The organism is Cupriavidus sp. KK10, from assembly GCF_018223725.1.
GTDB lineage: Bacteria > Pseudomonadota > Gammaproteobacteria > Burkholderiales > Burkholderiaceae > Cupriavidus > Cupriavidus necator.
In genome coordinates this window covers 3,330,064-3,348,911 of the sequence record NZ_CP073677.1, presented here as the reverse complement: position 1 = coordinate 3,348,911, position 18,848 = coordinate 3,330,064, and the positions used below count along the sequence as shown (strand labels likewise).

The following is an 18,848-nucleotide window of genomic DNA, read 5'->3' as shown; positions in this document are numbered from 1 at the left end:
ATCTATGCGTTGCTTTGCTGGCCGGCGCGGGCCACGATGACTGGTTGCCGTGCCGATGGCAGCAGCGCCACAGCCAGCGCAGCGGCAAGGCCGGCAATTGAGAACGTGATGAAGTTCCAGCCGAAACTCAGGCCTGAGCCGGCCACGTAGCCGCCGACGAGCGGGCCGCTCATGGCGCCGAAGCGCGCGAAGCTCAGGGCCCATCCTGTTGCCGCGGCCCGTGCGTGTGCCGGGTAGTAGCCGGCCAGATAGCCCGTAAGGATCAGGGATGCCGAGACGCTGCCCACGCCTGCCAGTGCGACCAGCAGGTAGTTGACGGCAACGGAGTTGCGGAACATCAGCGCGCCGATGGCGAGAGCGCCGATCAGGTAGAAAACCGCGACGGTGCCACGTGCGCCTATCCTGTCGGCCGCGCTGCCCAGGAAGAGGCCGCCTACCGCGGAAGCAAGGCTGAAGATAACCAGGAAGGAAAGGCTGGAGCCGAGGTCGTAGCCATTCTTGCGCATGATGGTCGGCAGCCACGTATTGAGGCCGTAGACCAGCAGCAAGCCGAAGAACAGTGCGATCCAGAAGCACGCCGTCGCACGTAGCTGCTTGCGGGCGAACATGCTCGACATCACGTCGCGCCAGGTGGCGCGGGCGGCGCTGTTGGCGGGCCGGGCTTGTGACGGCAGCCGGCCATTGCCAGTGCGATCGGCCAATGCCTGCGCTTCATCGATTCGCCCTTGCCCCACCAGGTACTCCAGCGACTCGGGCAGCAGCCACGCCATCAGCGGTATCAACACCATGGGCACGGCACCCAGGCCAATCACGCCACGCCAGCCAAGACTGGGCAACAGCCACATCGCAATGAGCGCGGCGCAAAGGATGCCCACGGAATACCCCGAGTACATGAGCCCATAGTTGAAGCTGCGGCGGTGCGGCGGGGAGTACTCGATGGTCAGGGCGGCGGCGACGGGAATGACGCCACCGAGGCCGAGCCCGCCGATGAATCGCAGGATGCCGAAGGTGGCGGGCGTCGGCGCATAGGACGCCCCCAGCATGGTCAGCGAGAACAGGGAAACGCAGAGCAGCAGCATGCGGCGGCGGCCGATCATCTCGCTCAGCGTGCCGATCAGGAAGGCGCCAAAGAACATGCCGACCAGGGCATAGCTGCTGAGGGCACCGAGTTCCAGCGGCGTCAGGTTCCAGTTGCGGTCGTCGGCAAGTGTGGGCAGTACCGCTCCCATGACGCCGACGTCATAGCCTTCAAAGAGAATCGCAAGGAAGCATACGAAAAGTACGGTATAGGTCGCCCGAGAAGCGGGGCGCCAGGGCTGAGCGGTGCCAGCTGGGGTCATTGTCTGTCTCCTGATGGGTGGCGGATGGTGAACCGGAGAAGCCGCCAGGGAACCTGTTTCGCGCGATCGTCGCCACGCGCTCGTTATCGTTCCACATAGTTTAGGCATAAACATATGATTGTGGAAATATTTTTTTTTGGGCGACCAAGAAAATCTGATCGGCGCCTCGAAGGGAGGCGCCGGGCTCCTGCTAGAACTTGTGGCGCAGGCCCAGCCCGAAGGTGTTGCCCGGATTCAGGTCGGTCACCTTGTCATAGCGCCAGGCGGCATAAAGATCAGTGCGCTTGGAGAACGGGTAGTCGTAGGCCAGCGTGGTGGTATCGCGGCGGGCCGAGCCCAGCGTCTCGTTGCCGCCCTGCCAGGTACGCACCCACGTTGCCATCAGCGAGCCCGGTCCCAGCGGCGCGCTCGCGCCCACCTGCATGGTGCGGTTGCGCTGGCGGCTCAGCGCGCTGAAGCTGTTGTCCGACTGCGCGTACTGGCCGAACAGCTTGACCACCTTGAAGTCATAGGACAGGCCGGCCAGGTAGGCCATCTGGTAGCTGGCGCCGCTGGCCGCGAATTCCGGCGCATTGACCCCCGCCCGCTGCACCGCCAGCGTGGCGCCAAAGTTGCCGTTGAAGTAGGTGGCATTGCCGCCGTAGTTCTGCTTGCCCTGGTGGCCGGCGCTCTCGCCGGTCGAGTAGATCGCATTGAAGCGCAGCCCGCCGAAACCGGGGCTCTGGTACAGCACTGAGTTGTCCCAGGCGGTGTCACCTGCGACCGAGTTGCCGACCGGCGAGCCAGGCGGCGTGGTGTAGGCATGCAGGAACATCGGCGAGAACACGGCCGAATCCGCCACCGGGTTGAACAGCAACATCGACACGAACCACGGCGTGGTGTTGCGGCCGAGCTTGATCGCGCCGAAACTTCCGTTCAGGCCAACATAGGCATTGCGCCCGAACATGACGTCGCCGTCGAAGCGGCCGACCTTGCCATTGTCCGTGCGGAAAAAGCTCTCCAGCGTGAACTCGGCGTTCAGGCCGTTGCCGAGCGCTTCCTGCCCGCCAATGCCCCAGTACGAGGTGGTCAGGCCGGAACTGTCGACGACCGCAGTGCTGTGCGCATCGCCACTGGCGCGCACGGAGCCGGCAAAGGCGTCGATGGTGCCGTAAAGCTGCACGGCGCTCTGGGCATGTGCGGCGCCGGAGGCGAGGCTGCCGGCGGCCGCCGCGGCGGCCAGGATCCTGCGTTGGTGCTTCATTTGTCTTCTCTTCCTCTCTCTTCTTTTGTGGACGTCCGCGGCCTGTCAGGTGGCCGTGATCGCCAGTACCCGCAACGGACTGCCCGACCCGTTCTGGATCTTCAGCGGTGCCGCCACGATCAACGCGCCGGTAGGCGGCAACTGGTCCAGGTTCTTCAGGCATTGCAGGCCGTACTTGTTCGCGCCGTGCGTCAGCGTGTGGCACGGGTATGGCAGCGGCCACGCGTACGACTGGCCGGCATCGGTGTTGATGGTTTCGACGCCGAAGCCGTGGACGTTGCGCTCATGGATCAGCCATTCGACCGCAGCCTGTTCCGGGCCGGGAGTATGGGCACCGTCCTCGCGCAGGCCGAGGAACTCGGCGGGGTCGGTCTTCTTGCTCCAGTCGGTGCGCAGCAGCACCCAGGCACCGGCGGGAATGCGGCCGTGTTCGGCTTCCCAGCGCTGCAGGTGCGACACCGTCAGCACCCAGTCGGGGTTCTGCGCCACTTCAGCGCTGGCATCGACCACTACCGCGGGGGCAATGAAGTTGGCCGGGTCGATGGTGTCCACGGTGTTGTTGGCGTGGTCCTTGCCCGAGATCCAGTGCACCGGCGCGTCGAAATGCGTGCCGGTATGCTCGCCGCAGGAGAAGTTGTTCCAGTACCAGCCCGGTCCCTTGTCGTCATACTGGCTGATGCGCTCCATCTTGAACGCCCACACCTGCCCGAATTCGGGGGGCAGCACCAGCGCGGGGAAGTCCGGCGACAGGGTCTGAGTCAGGTCGATAATCTTTGCCTTGCCGCTGGAAAGGTCCGCGGCAAGCTGTTGCACGGTGTTGCTCATGGTGTCTCCTTGTTGTGTGCGCCGTGTCAGGCCGACGCGTGTGCCAGCCGCGTGTACCGCCCCTGCCAGTAGAGCAGCGGCGCCGGGGCCTGCTCGGCCACGTGTACCGCCCGCACCCGCCCGATGATCAGGATGTGCCCGTGGCGCTCCAGCAGTTCCTCCGCCTCGCAATCCATGGCCACCACGGCATCGGCCAGCACCGGGGCGCCGTCGCGGGTGAGCTGGGTCCAGGCGTCGCCGCCGTAGCGCGCGGCGCCGGCCTCGCCGCCAAAGCCGGTGAAGCGCTGCGCGATCGCCTGCTGCTCCACGCGCAGCAGGTTCACGCCGAAGCGCCGCGTGCTCTGCAGCAGCCCGGCCGACGAGCTGGTCGCCTTCATCGACGCCACCACCATCGGCGGCTCGGCCGAGAACGACGACACGGAGGTCGCGGTGAAGCCGCTGCGCTCTTCGCCTTCGGCCACCGTCACCACGGTCACCGCGCCGGCGAAGCCACGCATCGCCTGCTTGAACTGCTGCTGCAGCGCAGCCAGCGGGTCGTGCTTACTGGCCGCCATTTTTCGACCCTCCGGGCTGGCGCAGGCCGCGTGCCTCCAGGATCGGCAGTACCGTGTCGCGGAAGTACGGGAACTCCTTCACGTAGTCGACGAACGACAGCGTGGTGCCCTTGAAGCCGGCTTCGGCCAGCGCGCAGATGCCGTCGGCCACCTGCTCGGGCGTGCCCACCAGCGGGAAGCCGCCGTGGCCGGCCGCCATGCGGTCGCGGATCAGTGCCAGCAGGTCGTGCGGGAACGACTGCGCGTTGGCAAACTGCAGCGCCACCAGGTTGTCCACCGCGGCCCAGTCGGCGTTGTCCTGCGCAAAGTGGCGCAGATAGTCGCGCGCTTCCTGCTCGGTCGGGCGGCACACCACGTGCGAGAAGGTCAGCACTTGCACTGGCTTGTCTGCCGCACGGGCCTTGGCTTTCAGCTCGGCCACTTCCACTTTGGAACGCGCGAGGTCGATCGCCGGCGTGAACAGGAAGTTGGCGTTCTGGATGGCGAAGTCGCGGCCTTCGCCGGAACCCGCGGCGTTCAGGATCGGCGGGCGCTCGCCGTGCCACGGCTTGGGCAGGCCGTAGATGCCCTTCAGGTGGAAATTCTCGCCGTCATAGTTGAAGGCGCCGTCGCGCTCCCAGATCTGCTTGATGACGTCGAACCACTCCTGCGCATAGCTGTAGCGCTTGTCGTGGCCGGCGGCCAGCGGCAGGCCCAGGGCTTCGTACTCGGGGCGGTTCCAGCCCGCCACGATGTTCAGGCCCGCGCGGCCCTGGCCGATCTGGTCCAGCGTCGCGATCTGCTTGGCCACCACCGCCGGGTGGTTGGCCGCGGTGTGGATGGTCGCGAATACCGTCAGGTTCTTGGTCTGCGCCAGCAACCCGGCAGCCCACGTGATCGTTTCCAGCACCGAGCCGTGGAAGTCGGTCTCGCCGCCGTAGCCGATCCAGCGCGCGATCGGCAGCATGAAGTCGATACCGGCGTCGTCCAGCATCCGGGCCAGCTTCGCGTTGTTTTCCCACGAGTTGTCCCAGCGCTCGCCGATCTTGGTTACCGACATGCCACCCGAGCAATTGGTCGCAAACGTGCCCAGTACAAAGTCCTTCGTGTTCAGAATTTTTCTCATGCGTATCTCCCGGCCAAGTAGAATCCCTGAAGCAGGCGCCGCACACGGATAATGCGGCGCCCGTACTGCCCTGATAAACCCACGCACGCAACGTGCGTCGAGCTGACAATGCCCAAGACCTCGAGTAACTCCACGCCATCCGCGAAAATCGACCGCACTGCCGAGCAACATCGCTGGCACCTGGCGACGGATGATTTCAGCGTCGAGATCACCGACCTCGAATACGCCGTCATGCGGGTTTATCAGTCGTTCCTGCGGTGGCAGTCCGAATGCCTGGCTGCCGTGACCGGTATTACGCTGAGCGGGCAGGAAAATACCCTGCTGCACATCATCCGGATGCACGAACGGCCCAAGACCATCAAGGACCTGCTGCACATGACCAATCGCCAGGATGTGCCCAACATGCAATATGAGTTGCGCAAGCTGCTCAAGGCCGAACTGGTCGAAAAATACGGCAGCGCACGCACGGGCATTTACTACTTCGCCACTGACGAAGGCATAAGGGTGTGCGACGAATTCGCCCGCTTGCGGCGCGAGACATTGCTCGAGACCGCGCAAGGCGAATTCGGCCCTAAATCCGGCGCCCTAAAGGCGGCCGGACAGCTGGAACAACTGGAAAAGGTCTACGAGATCGCGACGCGCGAAATCGCAACCTATCACCGCCGTCGCTAGAAAGAGTGGTTTTGGAAACTCATCGGGGGCGCTGTCTCCTGGTGGCGCGTGACGTATCGCGCGCATCGAATAAATAATCAAATAAAAGATTTATTTGATTCAAATGTAGCGCACTGCCGCGGGCTTCGCCAAGGCTTTTTGCCCTAGGGAAAACACCAAGTGGGATGGCCCTGGCGGCTCGCCGTCATGGGAGCTATCTGGCCCGACGATTAGCCGAAGGTAGGAACTACCTGTTGAGGAAAGCTGCTGGAAGGGGTCTTGTCGCAATAATTTCGCGACCGGCGGGGGGCTGGACCTGGCGGCGCTCGTTGCCCGATAGGGTGGGGGTGTGCGGGAGTGGCGGCATGCCCGCTGGCGTGCCGCCTGGGTGCTTTTGCGCTCAGTCCACCTGCGCGCCCGATGCCTTCACGATGCGGGCCCACTTGTCCATGTCGGACGCCAGCATCTTGCTGAACTGCTGCGGCGTGCCCGTCATGACTTCGGCGCCCTGTGCCGCTAGCTTGTCGCGCAGGGTCTTGTCCGCCAGGATCTCCTGCATGGCCTGGCCAAGCTTTTGCGTCACGTCCTTCGGCGTGCCCTTGACCGCGAACAGGCCGACCCAGAGGTCGCCGCTATAGCCGGGCACGGTTTCGCTGATCGCGGGAATGTCCGGCGCGAACGGCGAGCGCTTGGCGGAGCTGACGCCGAGCGCGCGCACCTTGCCCGCCTTGATATGGGCCAGCACTGACGGCAGGCTGGCGAAGGCCAGCGGCACCTGGTTGCCCAGCACATCGTTCAGCGCTGGCGCGACGCCCTTGTAGGGCACGTGTTCGAGCTTGATGCCGGCCATGCTGTTGAGCATCTCGCCCAGCAGGTGGTTCAGCGTGCCATTGCCGGCGGAGGCATAGCGGTAGTAGTCCGGGCTAGCCTTGGCCATCGCGATCAGTTCGGGCAGCGACTTGGCGGGGAAGGCGGGATTGGCCACCAGCACGTTCGGCACGCTCGCCACCGGGGCGATCGGCTCGAAATCCTTGACCGGGTCGAACGGGATGCTGCGGTACAGTGACGGGTTGATGGCCTGCGTGCTGCTGATGGTCATCAGCAGCGTGTAGCCGTCCGGGGCGGTGCGGGCCGCTGCCTGGGTGCCGATATTGCCGCCGGCGCCCGGGCGGTTTTCCACCACCACCTGCTGGCCGAGCCGTTGCGACAGGGTCGCGGCGACCAGGCGCGCGACGATATCGTTGGTGCCGCCCGGCGCCTGCGGCACGATCATCTGGATGGGCTTGGACGGATAGGGATCGGCGGCGAGGGCCCTGGCGCTGAACAGCGGCAGGCAGGCGGCCAGGGCAGCGGCGGCTGCCAGGGCGCGGCGGGTGCGTTGCATGGTGTCTCCTGGAGTTGCGGGGCCGTGAATGCCGGCCCAGGCTGGTGGCAACTCTAGCCGACTGCTGCGCCGGCGTGAAATTCAATCGCCGACTACGGGCATAAGTTTTATTGATCGGCTGCAGGCGGCGGAATGAGCGGCGGCTTGAGCGACCCGCCCGCCGCAATGCGTTCGGCCACCAGTTCGCGCAGCACCTCCGCCACGGCCTCGGCCGCGCTGGTGCGCGGCAGCGCGCGTGGCCAGCACAGCGACAGCGTGCGGCGCAGTTCCGGCACGATCAGGTGCCGCGGCACTTCGCTGTCCGCGTCGGACAGCGACGACGCGGGAAGGATGGTGCAGGCCAGGCCCTCGCGCGCGGTCGCTAGCAGGAAGGGCAGCGAATCCAGGTCGGCCACCACGTTCAGCGGCACGCCGGCCTGCGCGAAGGCAAGCTCGACCACTTCGCGCAGGCCCTGCGAGCCGCTTGGCAGCACGAGTGGCAGCTCGCCCAATGCCTTGATCGCGACCGTAGCGCCTTCCGCACCGGCCTGCGCCCGAGGCTTCGCTTGCGCCTTTGTGCGCCCGCGCGTCACGGGAAGCGTTCCGACCAGGTATAGCGATTCGCTCGCCAGCCGCTCCAGTTCCACCGCGCGCGACGGCACATCGCGGAACAGGATGGCGAAGTCCAGCCGGTTGTGGTCCAGCAGCTCCGAGATATAACCGCTCATGCTCTCGAACAGCTGCAGCCGGATTTGCGGATAGCGGGCGCGCACGGCGCGGATCAGCGGCATGCCGAATGCCGCTGCCGCCGTGGTGGGCAGGCCGATGGCAACCATGCCGGTGACATCCGTGCCCGCCACCCGGGCCTCGGCGCCTGCGATCTCCACCTGCCGCAGGATATTGCGGGCGTGGCGATAGAGCGTGCGGCCGGCTTCCGTGGGCCTGACGCCCATGGCGCCGCGGTGGACCAGCGGCACGCCCAGCTCTTTTTCCAGCGCCGCCAGCTGCTGGCTGAGTGCGGGCTGCGCCACGCAGACCACTTCGGCTGCCCGCGTCAGGCTGCCCTGGTCGACGATGGCGATGAAATAGCGCATGGCGCGCAGGTCCAAGGCAGGCTCCGGGAGAATTCCAAAGTATTCATTTTACTTATGATCCCCTCGGCAATCGGTATTTCCCAGGTGCGGCGCGCTCCGGTAGATTGCCGTCAGGACATTGCGCAAAACCGGATACCACCATGCCCCATCCCCTCGAAGGCATCACCGTCGTTTCCCTGGAGCAGGCGATCGCGGCCCCGTTCTGTACCCGCCAGCTGGCGGACCTGGGCGCGCGCATCATCAAGATCGAGCGGCCTGGCAGCGGCGACTTTGCCCGCGCCTACGACACGCGCGTGCGCGGCTTGTCTTCGCACTTCGTCTGGACCAACCGCTCCAAGGAGAGCCTCACGCTCGACGTCAAGCACGCCGCGGCCGCCCCCGTGCTGGCCGGACTGCTCGAACGCGCGGACGTGCTGGTGCAGAACCTCGCGCCCGGCGCGGCCGCGCGCCTGGGCCTGGACTTCGACAGCCTGAGCGAAAAGTACCCGCGCCTGATCGTGTGCGATATCTCGGGCTATGGCAGCGACGGCCCGTACCGCGACAAGAAGGCCTACGACCTGCTGGTCCAGAGCGAGTCCGGCTTTGTCTCCGTGACCGGCACGCCGGAGGACGGCGTCAAGGCCGGTGCCTCGGTGGCCGATATTGCGGCCGGCATGTATGCCTATACCAATATCCTGGCCGCGCTGCTCGAACGCGGCAAGACCGGGCGCGGCAAGCGCATCGATATCTCGATGCTGGAATCGATGGTGGAGTGGATGGGCTTCCCGCTCTACTACGCCTTCGATGGCGCCGAGCCGCCGCCGCGCGCGGGTGCGGCACATGCCACCATCTATCCCTATGGCCCGTTTCCGACCGGCGATGGCAAGACCGTGATGCTGGGACTGCAGAACGAGCGCGAGTGGGTCGTGTTCTGCGAGGCAGTGCTGGGCGAACCCGATCTCGCCACGCATCCCGACTTTGCCAGCAACAGCCTGCGCAACCAGAACCGCGCGGCGCTGCGCGCGCGCATCGTCGACAGCTTCTCGGGCCTGACCGCCGCCGAAGCGGTCGACCGGCTGGAGGCCGCCAGGATCGCCAATGCGCGCGTCAACACCATCGCTGACGTATGGGATCACCCCCAGCTGGCGGCGCGCCAGCGCTGGCGCCAGGTCGACACGCCGGTGGGTCCCGTGCCGGCGTTGCTGCCGCCGGGCATGACCGAGGCACGCATGGACCCGATTCCGTCGCTCGGCGCAAACACCGATGCCATCCTCGCCGATCTGGGCCAGACCGCGGCGCAGATTGCCGCGTTGCGCTCAGCCGGCGCAGTCTGAAAGGAGCGCCATGCCGATCGCCAATCCGCGCAGCTACCTGTTTGTCCCGGCCTCGCGTCCGGAGCGCATCGCCAAGGCGATAGTCTCCGGCGCCGATGCCGTCATCGTCGACTTCGAGGATGCGGTCGCGCCCGCCGACAAGGGGCAGGCCCGCGACGGACTTGGCGCCCCATGGGCGGCGCTTTGCGCGCAGGCATCGGCAGCCGGCGTCGCCATGCTGGTGCGCATCAACGGGGCCGATACCGCGTACTACGAAGACGATCTCGCCTGGTGCCGCGCGCAGGGTGTCTCGGAAATCGTGCTGCCGAAGGCTGATCCGGCCGGCGTCCATGCGCTGGCTGCGGCATTGCCCGGTGTGCGCTGTTTCCCGCTGGTCGAGAACGCCGCCGGCTTTGCCGGCTTACGCGAGCTGGCCCGTGCCGGCGGCGTGGTCCGGCTGCTGTTCGGCAGCATCGATCTGATGTTCGATCTCGACGTGCAGGACGACGGCGAAGCGTTGCACCACTTTCGCAGCCGGCTGGTGCTTCATTCCCGCGCGGCGGGTTTGCCCGCGCCCGTGGATGGCGTTTGCACCGCAATCGGCGATGACGCCGCACTTGCCGCGGAAACGCGCCGCGCCCGGGCCTTCGGCTTTGGCGCCAAGCTGCTGATCCACCCGGGCCAGGTCCGCGGCGTGCACGACGGCATGGTGCCGTCGGCCGATGAACGGCACTGGGCCGTGCGTGTCATGGCCGCGGCCGCCGCTGCCGATGGCGCCGCGGTGGCGGTGGACGGCAAGATGGTGGACCGTCCGGTGCTGGAGCGCGCGCGCCGGATCTTGTCCGGCGCTTAGTGTCCTGTATCCGCAGATACCTTGCCATGAAATCGCCCAGTTGGCCGCCATGCGTCGTTGCTCGTCGTTGCTCGTCGTTGCCATAGCTATGGCTATGGCGCCTCCTCGCGCCTAGCCTGACAGCCAACTGGACGATTTCATTTTGGCAAGCTATCTGCGGAACAGGACACTAGTCCGCCACCGTCAGTCCAGCCGCTTGCCCGCCGTCTCCGGCACCATCGCCAGCCCGACCAGCGAAATCAGGCCGCAGCCGATCACATACAGCGCCGGGGCGCTGGCGTTGCCGGTCAGTTCGATCAGCCAGGTGGCGATCAGCTGCGCGAAGCCGCCGAACACCAGCACGCCGATGCAATAGACTACCGACAATCCGCTGGCGCGGATGCGGCGCGGGAACAGCTCGGTGATCAGCACCACGGACGGCACCACGTTCAGCACCAGCGGCAGGGCCAGCATCGCGACCACGGCCAGCAGCGTGCCGAGCGACGGCCGTGCGTTGAGCAGCAGGAAGGCGGGGTAGACCAGCACCAGCATCGCCACGCGCGACCACAGGATGGCGGGCTTGCGGCCGATGCGGTCGGACAGCCTGCCGGCATACGCGGACAGCCCCACCTGCACCAGCGCGGCGACGCAGCCGGCGGCCATGCTGAGCCCGAGCGGGATCTTCAGCACCGTCACCGCGTAGCTGGTCATGTAGTGCAGCACGATATAGGTGGCGGAGGTGCCGCCGATGGTCACCAGCACGCCGGCCACCACCACGCGGCCGTGTCCGCGGAAGATTTCAGTCAGGCCTGCACGTTCATGGCCCGGCGCGCCGGCGGCCGGCGCTTCGGCGGTTTCTTCCAGGTGACGGCGGATATAGAGGCCGAGCGGGATCACCAGGATGCCGATGGCGAACGGCACGCGCCAGCCCCAGCTTTGCAGGGCGTCAGGCGAGAGCCCGTTGGTCAGCGACAGCCCGACCACCGCCCCCAGCAGCACGCTCACGCCCTGGCTGAACAGCTGCCAGCTGCCGTAGTAGCCGCGGGAATGGTCGTCGGCGTACTCCATCAGCAGCGCCGTGGAGGCCCCGACCTCGCCGCCCAGCGCAAAGCCCTGCAGCAGCCGCGCCAGCACGATCAGCAGCGGCGCGGCCAGCCCGGACTGCGCATAGGTGGGCGTGACCACGAACAGCAGCGAGCCCAGCCCCATCAGCCACAGCGTCAGCGCCATGGCCGGCTTGCGCCCCACGCGGTCCGCATAGAGCCCGATCAGCAGGCCACCGAGCGGGCGCGCGACAAAGCCCACGCCAAACGTGGCCAGCGACAGCATCAGCTGGCCGAAGCTGCCGGTCACGGGAAAGAACAGCTTGCCAATCAGTACCGCGAAGAAGCTGTAGACGGTGAAATCGTAGAACTCCAGGCCGTTGCCAATGGTGATGGCTGCGATCACGCCACGGCGCGGTGCGGCGCGGCTGGCCGGGGGCGCGGCATAAGCGCCGTCCAGCGGCTGCGCGGGCAGGGAAGTGGGCATTCGGTGTCTCCGTGGGTGGGGTGGCGCCGGCCTTGGGGCCGGTCATTGTCGACGGCGGAGCGTGGCTCAGCGCAGGTAGCGCTCGACCAGCTTGATCCAGTAGGTGGCCGCAAGCGGCAGGCAGGCGTCGTTGAAGTCGTAGCCGGGGTTGTGCACCATGCAGCCGCCCTCGCCATCGCCATTGCCGACGATCAGGTAGCAGCCCGGGCATTCCTGGAGCATGAAAGAGAAATCCTCGCTGCCGGTCAGCGGCACCATGTTGTCGATCAGGCCGTCCTCGCCCAGCCATTCACGCGCGACCTCGCGCGCCATCTCGGTCGTGGCGGGGTCGTTGACCAGCACCGGGTAGCGGCGGTCGTAGTGGACCTCGGCGCTGGCGCCGAAGCTTTCGGCCTGGGCATGCGCCAGCGCGGTGATGCGTGCCTGCAGCAGGTCGCGCACCTCGGCCTTCAGCGCGCGCACCGACAGGCGCAGCTCGGCGCTCTCGGGGATCACGTTGGGCGCCTTGCCGGCCTCGATCGCGCCGACGGTCACGATGGCCATGTCGAGCGGGTTCACATTGCGCGCCACCACCGACTGCAAGGCCATCACCATCGACGCGCAGGCCACCACCGGATCGACCGCCCGCTGCGGCACCGCGCCGTGGCCGCCGCGTCCGGTGACGCGGATCGTGACAGTATCAGACGAGGCCATGAACGGCCCGCCCAGGAAGCCGAACTTGCCGGTCGGGTGGCCGGGCATGTTGTGCAGCGCGAACACCGCATCGCAGGGGAACAGGCGGAACAGGCCGTCCCGGATCATCTCGCGCGCGCCGCCCATGCCTTCCTCGGCCGGCTGGAAGATGACGTGCAGCGTGCCGCGGAAAGGCTTGTGCTCGGCCAGGTAGCGGGCCGCGGCCAGCAGCGTGGCGGTGTGGCCGTCATGGCCGCACGCATGCATCTTGCCATCGATCTTGCTGGCATACGGCAGGCCCGTGGCTTCGCGGATCGGCAGCGCATCCATGTCGGCGCGCAGGCCGATGGCGCGGCCTTCGCCGTGACGCAGCGTGCCTACCACGCCGGTTCCGCCCAGGCCGCGATGCACGGCATAGCCCCAGGCCTGCAGGCACTCCGCCACCAGGTCGCTGGTGGCGAATTCCTCGAAGCCGAGCTCGGGATAGGCGTGGATGCGGTGACGCAGGTCCACCATCTCGGCTTCGATGGCGCGGATGCCGGGCAGGACGGGATCGGGGTGCATGGGGTCTCCGGAGGCTTTGTCGGGGGATTGCGTGGGCCGATCTTATGCAGGGCCCGCGCGTGCCGATAGCCGCAATACTGTTATCCTGACAACCATTGGTTGTCACCAGTTCGAACCGCCATGACGATGAAACTCCACCAGATCCAGGCGCTGGTCGCCGTTGCCGACGCCGGCAGTATCCGCGCCGCCGCCCGGTTGGTCGGGCTGTCGCAGGCGGCGGTCACCAAGGCGCTGCGCGAGCTGGAAAGCGAGGCGCGGCTGCCCTTGCTGTCGCGTACCGCCAGCGGCGTGGCGCTGACCGAGGCGGGGCAGCGCATGCTGGGCCACGCCCGGCTGGTGGTCGGGCAGCTCGCCCGCGCCAGTGAAGAACTGGCCACGCTGCGCGGCGAAGGGGTGGGGCGGCTGAGCATCAGCGTCACGCCCTGGGTCATGCTGACCTTCCTGCCGCGCGTGCTGCTGCGCTTTCGCGAACGCATGCCGGGCGTGCAGGTGGAGATCTTCGAAGGCCTGACCGCGGTGGCCTTGCCCCGCTTACGCGAAGGCACGCTGGACTTTGCCGTGGGGCCGTTCACGGCGGCGATGTCCACGCAGGAATTCGAGTGCGAGCCGCTGCTTGCCTACACCTCGTGTGTGATCGCGCGGCGCGGGCACCCGTGCGCGGATGCGCGGTCGCTGCACGGACTGCTGGAGCAGGACTGGGTCGTCAACTACACCGCGGCCAGCTACGAGTCCTTTATGCGCAACCTGTTCTGGCAGCATGAAGCCCGCATCGACCCGGCGCGGCTGCATTGCGCGCACTCCACCGCGCTGCTGCTGGAGTTGATCCGCAATGCCGGCATGATCAGCTATTGCCCGCGGCCGCTGTTGCTGACCGAGTCGATGCGCGGCTGGGTCCACGTCTTTGCGCTGGCCGAGCAGTTCGAGACCAGCCGGCTCGGCGTCATCACGCGCCACAACGCGGTGCGCAGCCCTGCGGCGCAGTGCTTCACCGACTGCCTGCTGCAGGAAATCCGGCGCCGCGCGCGCTCGGCGGCGCAGAAGGACAGTGAGTTGTTCGACGAGCTGGAAGTCCTGTACTGACCGCCCAGGGGCTCGCGACTGCCCCGGAAAAGAAAATCGGCCCCATGGGGGCCGATCAGTCAGAGTGCGACGGGATCAGGCAGCTTCTTTCAGTTCAGCCAGCGCACGCCGGCCCGCGACCAGTTGCTGCGCAACTTCGGCCACGCGGGCACCCAGGTGCTCGGCGGTGCGCAGGTCGGCCAGCGGCGGCACCACGTCGGCGCTTTCATCGGCGTTGGACTGCGCGGCGGCGCCCAGGAAGAAGCCGTGGCGGTTCAGCGAGTCCTCGGTCGACTTGGAGTTGTTGTGGCCCGGGGGCAGGCCCAGGTTGACCCAGTGCATGCCGTGCTGCGCCGCGAAGATCGCGATCTGCTGCAGCGTGGCCAGCTTGTCGCCGGAGCGCGAGGCCGCGTTGGTGAAGCCGGCCGCGACCTTGTTGGCCCACTTGCCGCCCTTGGCAAAGACATTGCGCGAGGTGGCGTCCATGAAACCCTTGAACTGTGCCGAGGCGCTGCCCATGTAGGTCGGCGCGCCGAAGATGATGGCGTCCACCTGCTCCAGCGTGTCCCAGTGCTGGTCGATGTCCTCGACCGGAATCAGCAGGCTTTCAGCGCCTGCGACATTGCCGGCCCCGCGCGCAACGGCCTGGGCCTGCTTGGCGGTGTGGCCGTAGCCGCTATGGTAGACGATGGCGATGCGGGTTTGTGCGGTGGTCATGATGGTGGATCCCTTGGTAGTTGCGGAAATCTGAATACCCTTATGCTGCATCGCGTGATGGACTGGTGCGGTTGCGGCGGGTGATGAAAGCAGTGTAGAGAGCCATGGAATTGGTTGCGTGAGCGTCCATGCAATCAGTTGTTGAATTTTTCTGAACATCTGGAATCCGGTTTCGGCATGGTCTCTTCCGCGGGTTTTCCCCGCAGCCGCGCGCGTGACAATAGTGCTGTCGGCACGATAAAGTTGCGACACATTCACCTGTGCCCGGCGCCCCCGTCCTCCGCGCCAGAACCCGCAACCGCTTCCGATCCCCATGAAACCAGGCGGCAGGCAGATTTTGGCGGTCCGGCAGCAGCGCCGTTCCGGTATCCCCCGCATCCCGTTCGCGAACCGCTCCGCGCTGGCGTTGGCCGCGCTGATCCTTGCCAGCACCGGCGCGCGTGCCGCCGACCCGCCCGGCACGGCAGTGGCCGCTGCCACTGCTGAAACGCTGCCCGACGTGGTGGTCAGCGCCACCCGCGGCGAGCAGCGCCGCTTTGATGCGCCGGCGGCGGTGGACAGCGTGCCGGTCGATCCGCTGCGCAGCGCCACGCCGCTGGTGAACCTGTCCGAGGTGCTGGCCGGCGTGCCGGGCGTGGCGGTGCGCGACCGGCAGAACTACTCGCAGGACCTGCAACTTGCGGTGCGTGGCTTTGGCACGCGCTCTACCTTCGGCGTGCGCGGCGTGCGCCTGTATGTCGACGGCATCCCGGCCACCATGCCGGACGGGCAGGGCCAGGCTTCCACTGCCGACCTTGCCAACGCCAGCCGCGTCGAGGTGCTGCGCGGCCCGTTTGCGCAGATGTATGGCAATGCGTCGGGCGGCGTGGTGCAGGTGTTCACGCCCGATCCGCCCAAGGATGGCTTCAGCGGGCGCGCGTCGACGGGGTTCGGCTCGGATGGCCAGTGGCAGGCGGGCATCGCGCTGGCCGGCGGCAACGACCGGCTCGGCGGCTCACTCAATGCCTGGACCTACCAGACCGACGGCTACCGCGACCACAGCGCGGCGCGCCGCTACCAGCTCAATGCCAAGGTCGTGGCGCAGCCGGCCAGCGGCACGCGCGTGACCGGCCAGTTCAACTATTTCAACCAGCCGCTGGCGCAGGACCCGCTGGGGCTCACGCGTGCGCAGGCCGATGCCAACCCGCGCCAGGCGGTGCCCGCGGCGACCCAGTTCGATACCGGCAAGAATGTCGAGCAGACCCAGGCCGGCGTGGTGGTGGACCACCAGCTGACCGGGACCGACAGCTTGTCGGCACGCCTGTACGGCGGCACGCGCAACCTGTACCAGCGGCTGGGCCTCAGCGGTGCCGCGCCGAATTCGGCCGGCGGCATCGTCGACCTGGACCGCACCTACGGCGGCGCCGCGCTGTCGTGGAGCCGGCGCGCCACCACCGCCGCCGGCCTGCCGCTGCTATGGAGCGCCGGGCTCGAAGCCAACGGCATGCGCGATGGCCGCAACGGCTACGTCAACCAGAACGGCACGCAGGGCGCGCTGCGCCGCGACGAGACCAATACCGCGACCGACCTTGGCGCCTTTGCGCAGTTCGACTGGAGCTTCCACTCGGCGTGGCAACTGGTGGGCGGCGTGCGCGCCAGCCGGGTGCGGCTTGGCATTGACGACCACTTCATCAATGCGGCCAGCCCCGACGACAGTGGCAGCGCGACCTACAGCAACGTCAGCCCCGTGCTTGGCGTGGTGTGGCACGCGCTCGATTCCCTCAACGTCTACGCCAACCTCGGCCGCGGCTTCGAGACACCGACGCTGACCGAAGTCGCCTACGGCCCAGGCGGCGTCGGCAGCAACCTGGGGCTGCAGGCCTCTACCAGCCGCCAGGGCGAGATCGGCATCAAGTGGCAGGCGGCGGGGCAGCGGCTGGAGGCGGCGCTGTTCGATGCCGACAGCCACGACGAAGTGGTGCCCCAATCGAACAACGCCGGGCGCACCGTCTACCAGAATGTCAGCGGCGTGCACCGGCGCGGCTTTGAACTGGGCTGGCGCGGCGGCTTCCTCGGCGAGGTGGGCACGCCGGGCAAGGGCGGCGGCGGCCGTATCGAGGCAGGACTGGCCTATACCTGGCTCGATGCTTACTTCGGCGACAGCTTCGTCAACGCGCAGGGCCAGACCGTGGCAGCCGGCAACCGCCTGCCCGGCACCGCGCGCCACAGCCTGGGCGCGGACCTGTCATGGCGGCCGGCAGCGCCGCTGACGCTGGGGGCCGAGATGCGCGTGGACAGCCGCGTCTACGCCGACGACCTCAACACGCAGGCCGCGCCCGGCTATGCGGTCTTCAACCTGCGCGCCGGCTATGAGTTCCGCATCGGCCCGACCCGGCTCTACGTCTTCGGCCGCATCGACAACCTCACCGACCGGCGCTATATCGGCTCGGTGATCGTCAACGAGGCCAACGGGCGGTATTTCGAACCCGCGCCCGGGCGCCGCTTCTTCCTGGGCCTGCGCGCCGCCCTTTGAGAGTGGCTAGCTCCTGACCAGCAGCACCGGGCAGTGCGCGTGGGCAAGGACTCGCCTGGCCACCGAGCCGATGATGGCATCCAGGAAGCCGCCGCGGCCGTGCGAACCCATCACGATCAGGCTGGCGCCAATGCTGCCCGCGTACTCGACGATGCGCGCCGGCGCGAAGCCGACGACGCCATGGCACTCGAAAGCGATACCGGCCTCGCCCAGGATGCTGGCCACGGACTGCATCGCCTTGTCGTTCTGTTCGCGATGCCAGGCATCGAGGGTGTGCCGGTCGATGAAGGTCTTGATGTCGCCAGCCACATCCGGCTCGCAGTGCATCACGTGCACCACGAAGTCGCGGCTGAACAGGGGATTCTGTACCAGGTAGCGCGCGGCCGCGTCGCTATAGGCCGACCCGTCGGTCGCAAGCAGGATCTTGTTCATGGCATTGCTCCTTATGTGCGCCTGTTTCCCGCCCTGCGCTCGCGCGACGCGCAGTGGCTACCCAGCTCGTCGCCGGCGTGTGCAAGTGTGCGCCGGGCCCTGGCCTGGCTGACCAGGACCGACACCAGCAACGTCATGGCGACGGCGCCGAGAGACCAGTGCACCGGCACATGGAACCACGGCTCGGCCAGCATCTTGGCGCCGATAAAGGCCAGCACGATGGCCAGGCCGTACTTCAGGTGTTGGAAATGCTGCGCCAGGTTGGCCAGCAGGAAGTACAGCGCCCGCAGCCCCATGATGGCGAAGATGTTGGAGGTGAAGACGATGAAGGGGTCGGTGGTGACGGCGAAGATGGCCGGAATGCTGTCGACGGCAAACACCAGGTCGGTCGCCTCGACCAGCAGCACCACCAGGAACATCGGGGTCGCATGGCGCAGGCCGTCCATGCGCACGAAGAAGCGCTCGCCGTGATAGTCCGCGGTGACCCGCATATGCGCGCACAAGAAGCGAACGATGGGATTGCGCGAGAGATCGGGGGCACGCCTGGAGACGAACAGCATCTTGATGCCGGTGAACAGCAGGAACACGCCGAACACATAGAGGATCCACGAGAATTCGCTGATCAGCCACACGCCGGCCAGGATCATGGCGGCGCGCATCACGATGGCGCCGACCACGCCGAACAGCAGCACCCTGCGCTGCAACTCCGGCGGCACCGCGAAATAGCCGAAGATCATCGCGAACACGAACATATTGTCGACCGACAGCGACAGCTCGATCAGGTAGCCGGTATAGAACTCCAGCACCTTGCGGTCCGCGGTCTCGCGTCCGGTGCTCCCGGCCAGCAGCCACCAGAGGGCGATGCCGAAGAGCAGGGCCAGGGTCGACCAGGTCAGGGTCCAGCCCAGCGCTTCACGTGTCGAAACACGGTGCGCGCGCCGGCCGCCAAGGACGAAGATGTCCACGACCAGCGTCCCCAGCACCAGGACCAGGAAGCCGGCCCACATCGGGGCGGTGGCAAAGGTATCCATGCCGCTAGTGTCCTGCGCCGTCGGCAGATGTC

Annotated in this window: 17 protein-coding genes; 5 read left to right on the top strand and 12 right to left on the bottom strand. The window is 67.1% G+C overall.

What is annotated here, in order from left to right:
- Nucleotides 1-2: 2 nt before the first annotated feature.
- The 5 genes from KB879_RS15755 to KB879_RS15735 form a co-directional block, all read right to left on the bottom strand.
- A complete protein-coding gene (locus KB879_RS15755) occupies nt 3-1,340 on the bottom strand; it encodes an MFS transporter (protein WP_211979382.1) in 1,338 nt (445 codons plus the stop codon).
- A 190-nt stretch (nt 1,341-1,530) separates the two neighbouring features.
- Nucleotides 1,531-2,583 (bottom strand): porin, encoded by a 1,053-nt coding sequence (locus KB879_RS15750; RefSeq protein ID WP_153953329.1) that lies wholly within the window; start codon nt 2,581-2,583, stop codon nt 1,531-1,533.
- 45 nt (nt 2,584-2,628) lie between these two features.
- A complete protein-coding gene (locus tag KB879_RS15745) occupies nt 2,629-3,408 on the bottom strand; it encodes a cyclase family protein (protein WP_013953699.1) in 780 nt (259 codons plus the stop codon).
- A 26-nt stretch (nt 3,409-3,434) separates the two neighbouring features.
- The gene (locus tag KB879_RS15740; protein WP_013953698.1) at nt 3,435-3,962 is read right to left on the bottom strand and encodes a flavin reductase family protein; all 528 of its coding nucleotides are present in this window, start codon (nt 3,960-3,962) and stop codon (nt 3,435-3,437) included.
- Nucleotides 3,949-5,067 carry an LLM class flavin-dependent oxidoreductase gene (locus KB879_RS15735; protein WP_153953330.1) on the bottom strand — a complete coding sequence of 373 codons (1,119 nt, stop codon included), beginning with the start codon at nt 5,065-5,067 and terminating at the stop codon, nt 3,949-3,951. Before KB879_RS15735 ends, KB879_RS15740 begins: the two co-directional genes overlap by 14 nt.
- A 108-nt stretch (nt 5,068-5,175) precedes the next feature.
- Between KB879_RS15735 and KB879_RS15730 the strand changes: the two genes are divergently transcribed.
- On the top strand, nt 5,176-5,739 hold the full coding sequence (locus KB879_RS15730; RefSeq protein WP_249221134.1) for a winged helix DNA-binding protein: 564 nt from the start codon (nt 5,176-5,178) through the stop codon (nt 5,737-5,739).
- A gap of 379 nt (nt 5,740-6,118) precedes the next feature.
- Here KB879_RS15730 and KB879_RS15725 read toward each other — a convergent pair whose 3' ends face one another.
- The gene (locus KB879_RS15725; protein WP_153953332.1) at nt 6,119-7,102 is read right to left on the bottom strand and encodes a tripartite tricarboxylate transporter substrate binding protein; all 984 of its coding nucleotides are present in this window, start codon (nt 7,100-7,102) and stop codon (nt 6,119-6,121) included.
- Nucleotides 7,103-7,209: 107 nt separating this feature from the next.
- The gene (locus KB879_RS15720; protein ID WP_153953333.1) at nt 7,210-8,190 is read right to left on the bottom strand and encodes a LysR substrate-binding domain-containing protein; all 981 of its coding nucleotides are present in this window, start codon (nt 8,188-8,190) and stop codon (nt 7,210-7,212) included.
- 125 nt (nt 8,191-8,315) lie between these two features.
- Here KB879_RS15720 and KB879_RS15715 point away from each other — a divergent pair, with 125 nt between their 5' ends.
- Complete coding sequence (locus KB879_RS15715; RefSeq protein ID WP_153953334.1) at nt 8,316-9,488, top strand: CaiB/BaiF CoA-transferase family protein; 1,173 nt, start codon at nt 8,316-8,318, stop codon at nt 9,486-9,488.
- Nucleotides 9,489-9,498: 10 nt separating this feature from the next.
- Nucleotides 9,499-10,320, top strand: coding sequence for a CoA ester lyase (locus tag KB879_RS15710; RefSeq protein WP_211982063.1), 822 nt, complete (start codon nt 9,499-9,501; stop codon nt 10,318-10,320).
- A gap of 183 nt (nt 10,321-10,503) precedes the next feature.
- On the opposite strand, the gene KB879_RS15705 is transcribed toward KB879_RS15710, so the two are convergent.
- Together KB879_RS15705 and KB879_RS15700 are read right to left on the bottom strand one after the other, a co-directional pair.
- On the bottom strand, nt 10,504-11,829 hold the full coding sequence (locus KB879_RS15705) for an MFS transporter (protein ID WP_211982061.1): 1,326 nt from the start codon (nt 11,827-11,829) through the stop codon (nt 10,504-10,506).
- Between the two features lie 66 nt (nt 11,830-11,895).
- Entirely contained in the window at nt 11,896-13,065 is a 1,170-nt protein-coding gene (locus KB879_RS15700; RefSeq protein ID WP_153953336.1) for a M20 aminoacylase family protein, read from the bottom strand.
- Between the two features lie 120 nt (nt 13,066-13,185).
- On the opposite strand from KB879_RS15700, the gene KB879_RS15695 reads away from it, so the two are divergent.
- A complete protein-coding gene (locus KB879_RS15695) occupies nt 13,186-14,145 on the top strand; it encodes a LysR family transcriptional regulator (RefSeq protein WP_013953689.1) in 960 nt (319 codons plus the stop codon).
- A gap of 75 nt (nt 14,146-14,220) precedes the next feature.
- On the opposite strand, the gene KB879_RS15690 is transcribed toward KB879_RS15695, so the two are convergent.
- A complete protein-coding gene (locus KB879_RS15690; protein ID WP_013953688.1) occupies nt 14,221-14,841 on the bottom strand; it encodes a flavodoxin family protein in 621 nt (206 codons plus the stop codon).
- Nucleotides 14,842-15,154: 313 nt separating this feature from the next.
- On the opposite strand from KB879_RS15690, the gene KB879_RS15685 reads away from it, so the two are divergent.
- Complete coding sequence (locus KB879_RS15685; protein ID WP_211982059.1) at nt 15,155-17,353, top strand: TonB-dependent receptor; 2,199 nt, start codon at nt 15,155-15,157, stop codon at nt 17,351-17,353.
- A gap of 6 nt (nt 17,354-17,359) precedes the next feature.
- On the opposite strand, the gene KB879_RS15680 is transcribed toward KB879_RS15685, so the two are convergent.
- Together KB879_RS15680 and KB879_RS15675 are read right to left on the bottom strand one after the other, a co-directional pair.
- Nucleotides 17,360-17,785, bottom strand: a complete 426-nt coding sequence (locus KB879_RS15680) for a universal stress protein (RefSeq protein ID WP_013953686.1) — start codon at nt 17,783-17,785, stop codon at nt 17,360-17,362.
- An 11-nt stretch (nt 17,786-17,796) separates the two neighbouring features.
- A complete protein-coding gene (locus KB879_RS15675) occupies nt 17,797-18,816 on the bottom strand; it encodes a TerC family protein (protein WP_211982057.1) in 1,020 nt (339 codons plus the stop codon).
- Between the last annotated feature and the right edge of the window lie 32 nt (nt 18,817-18,848).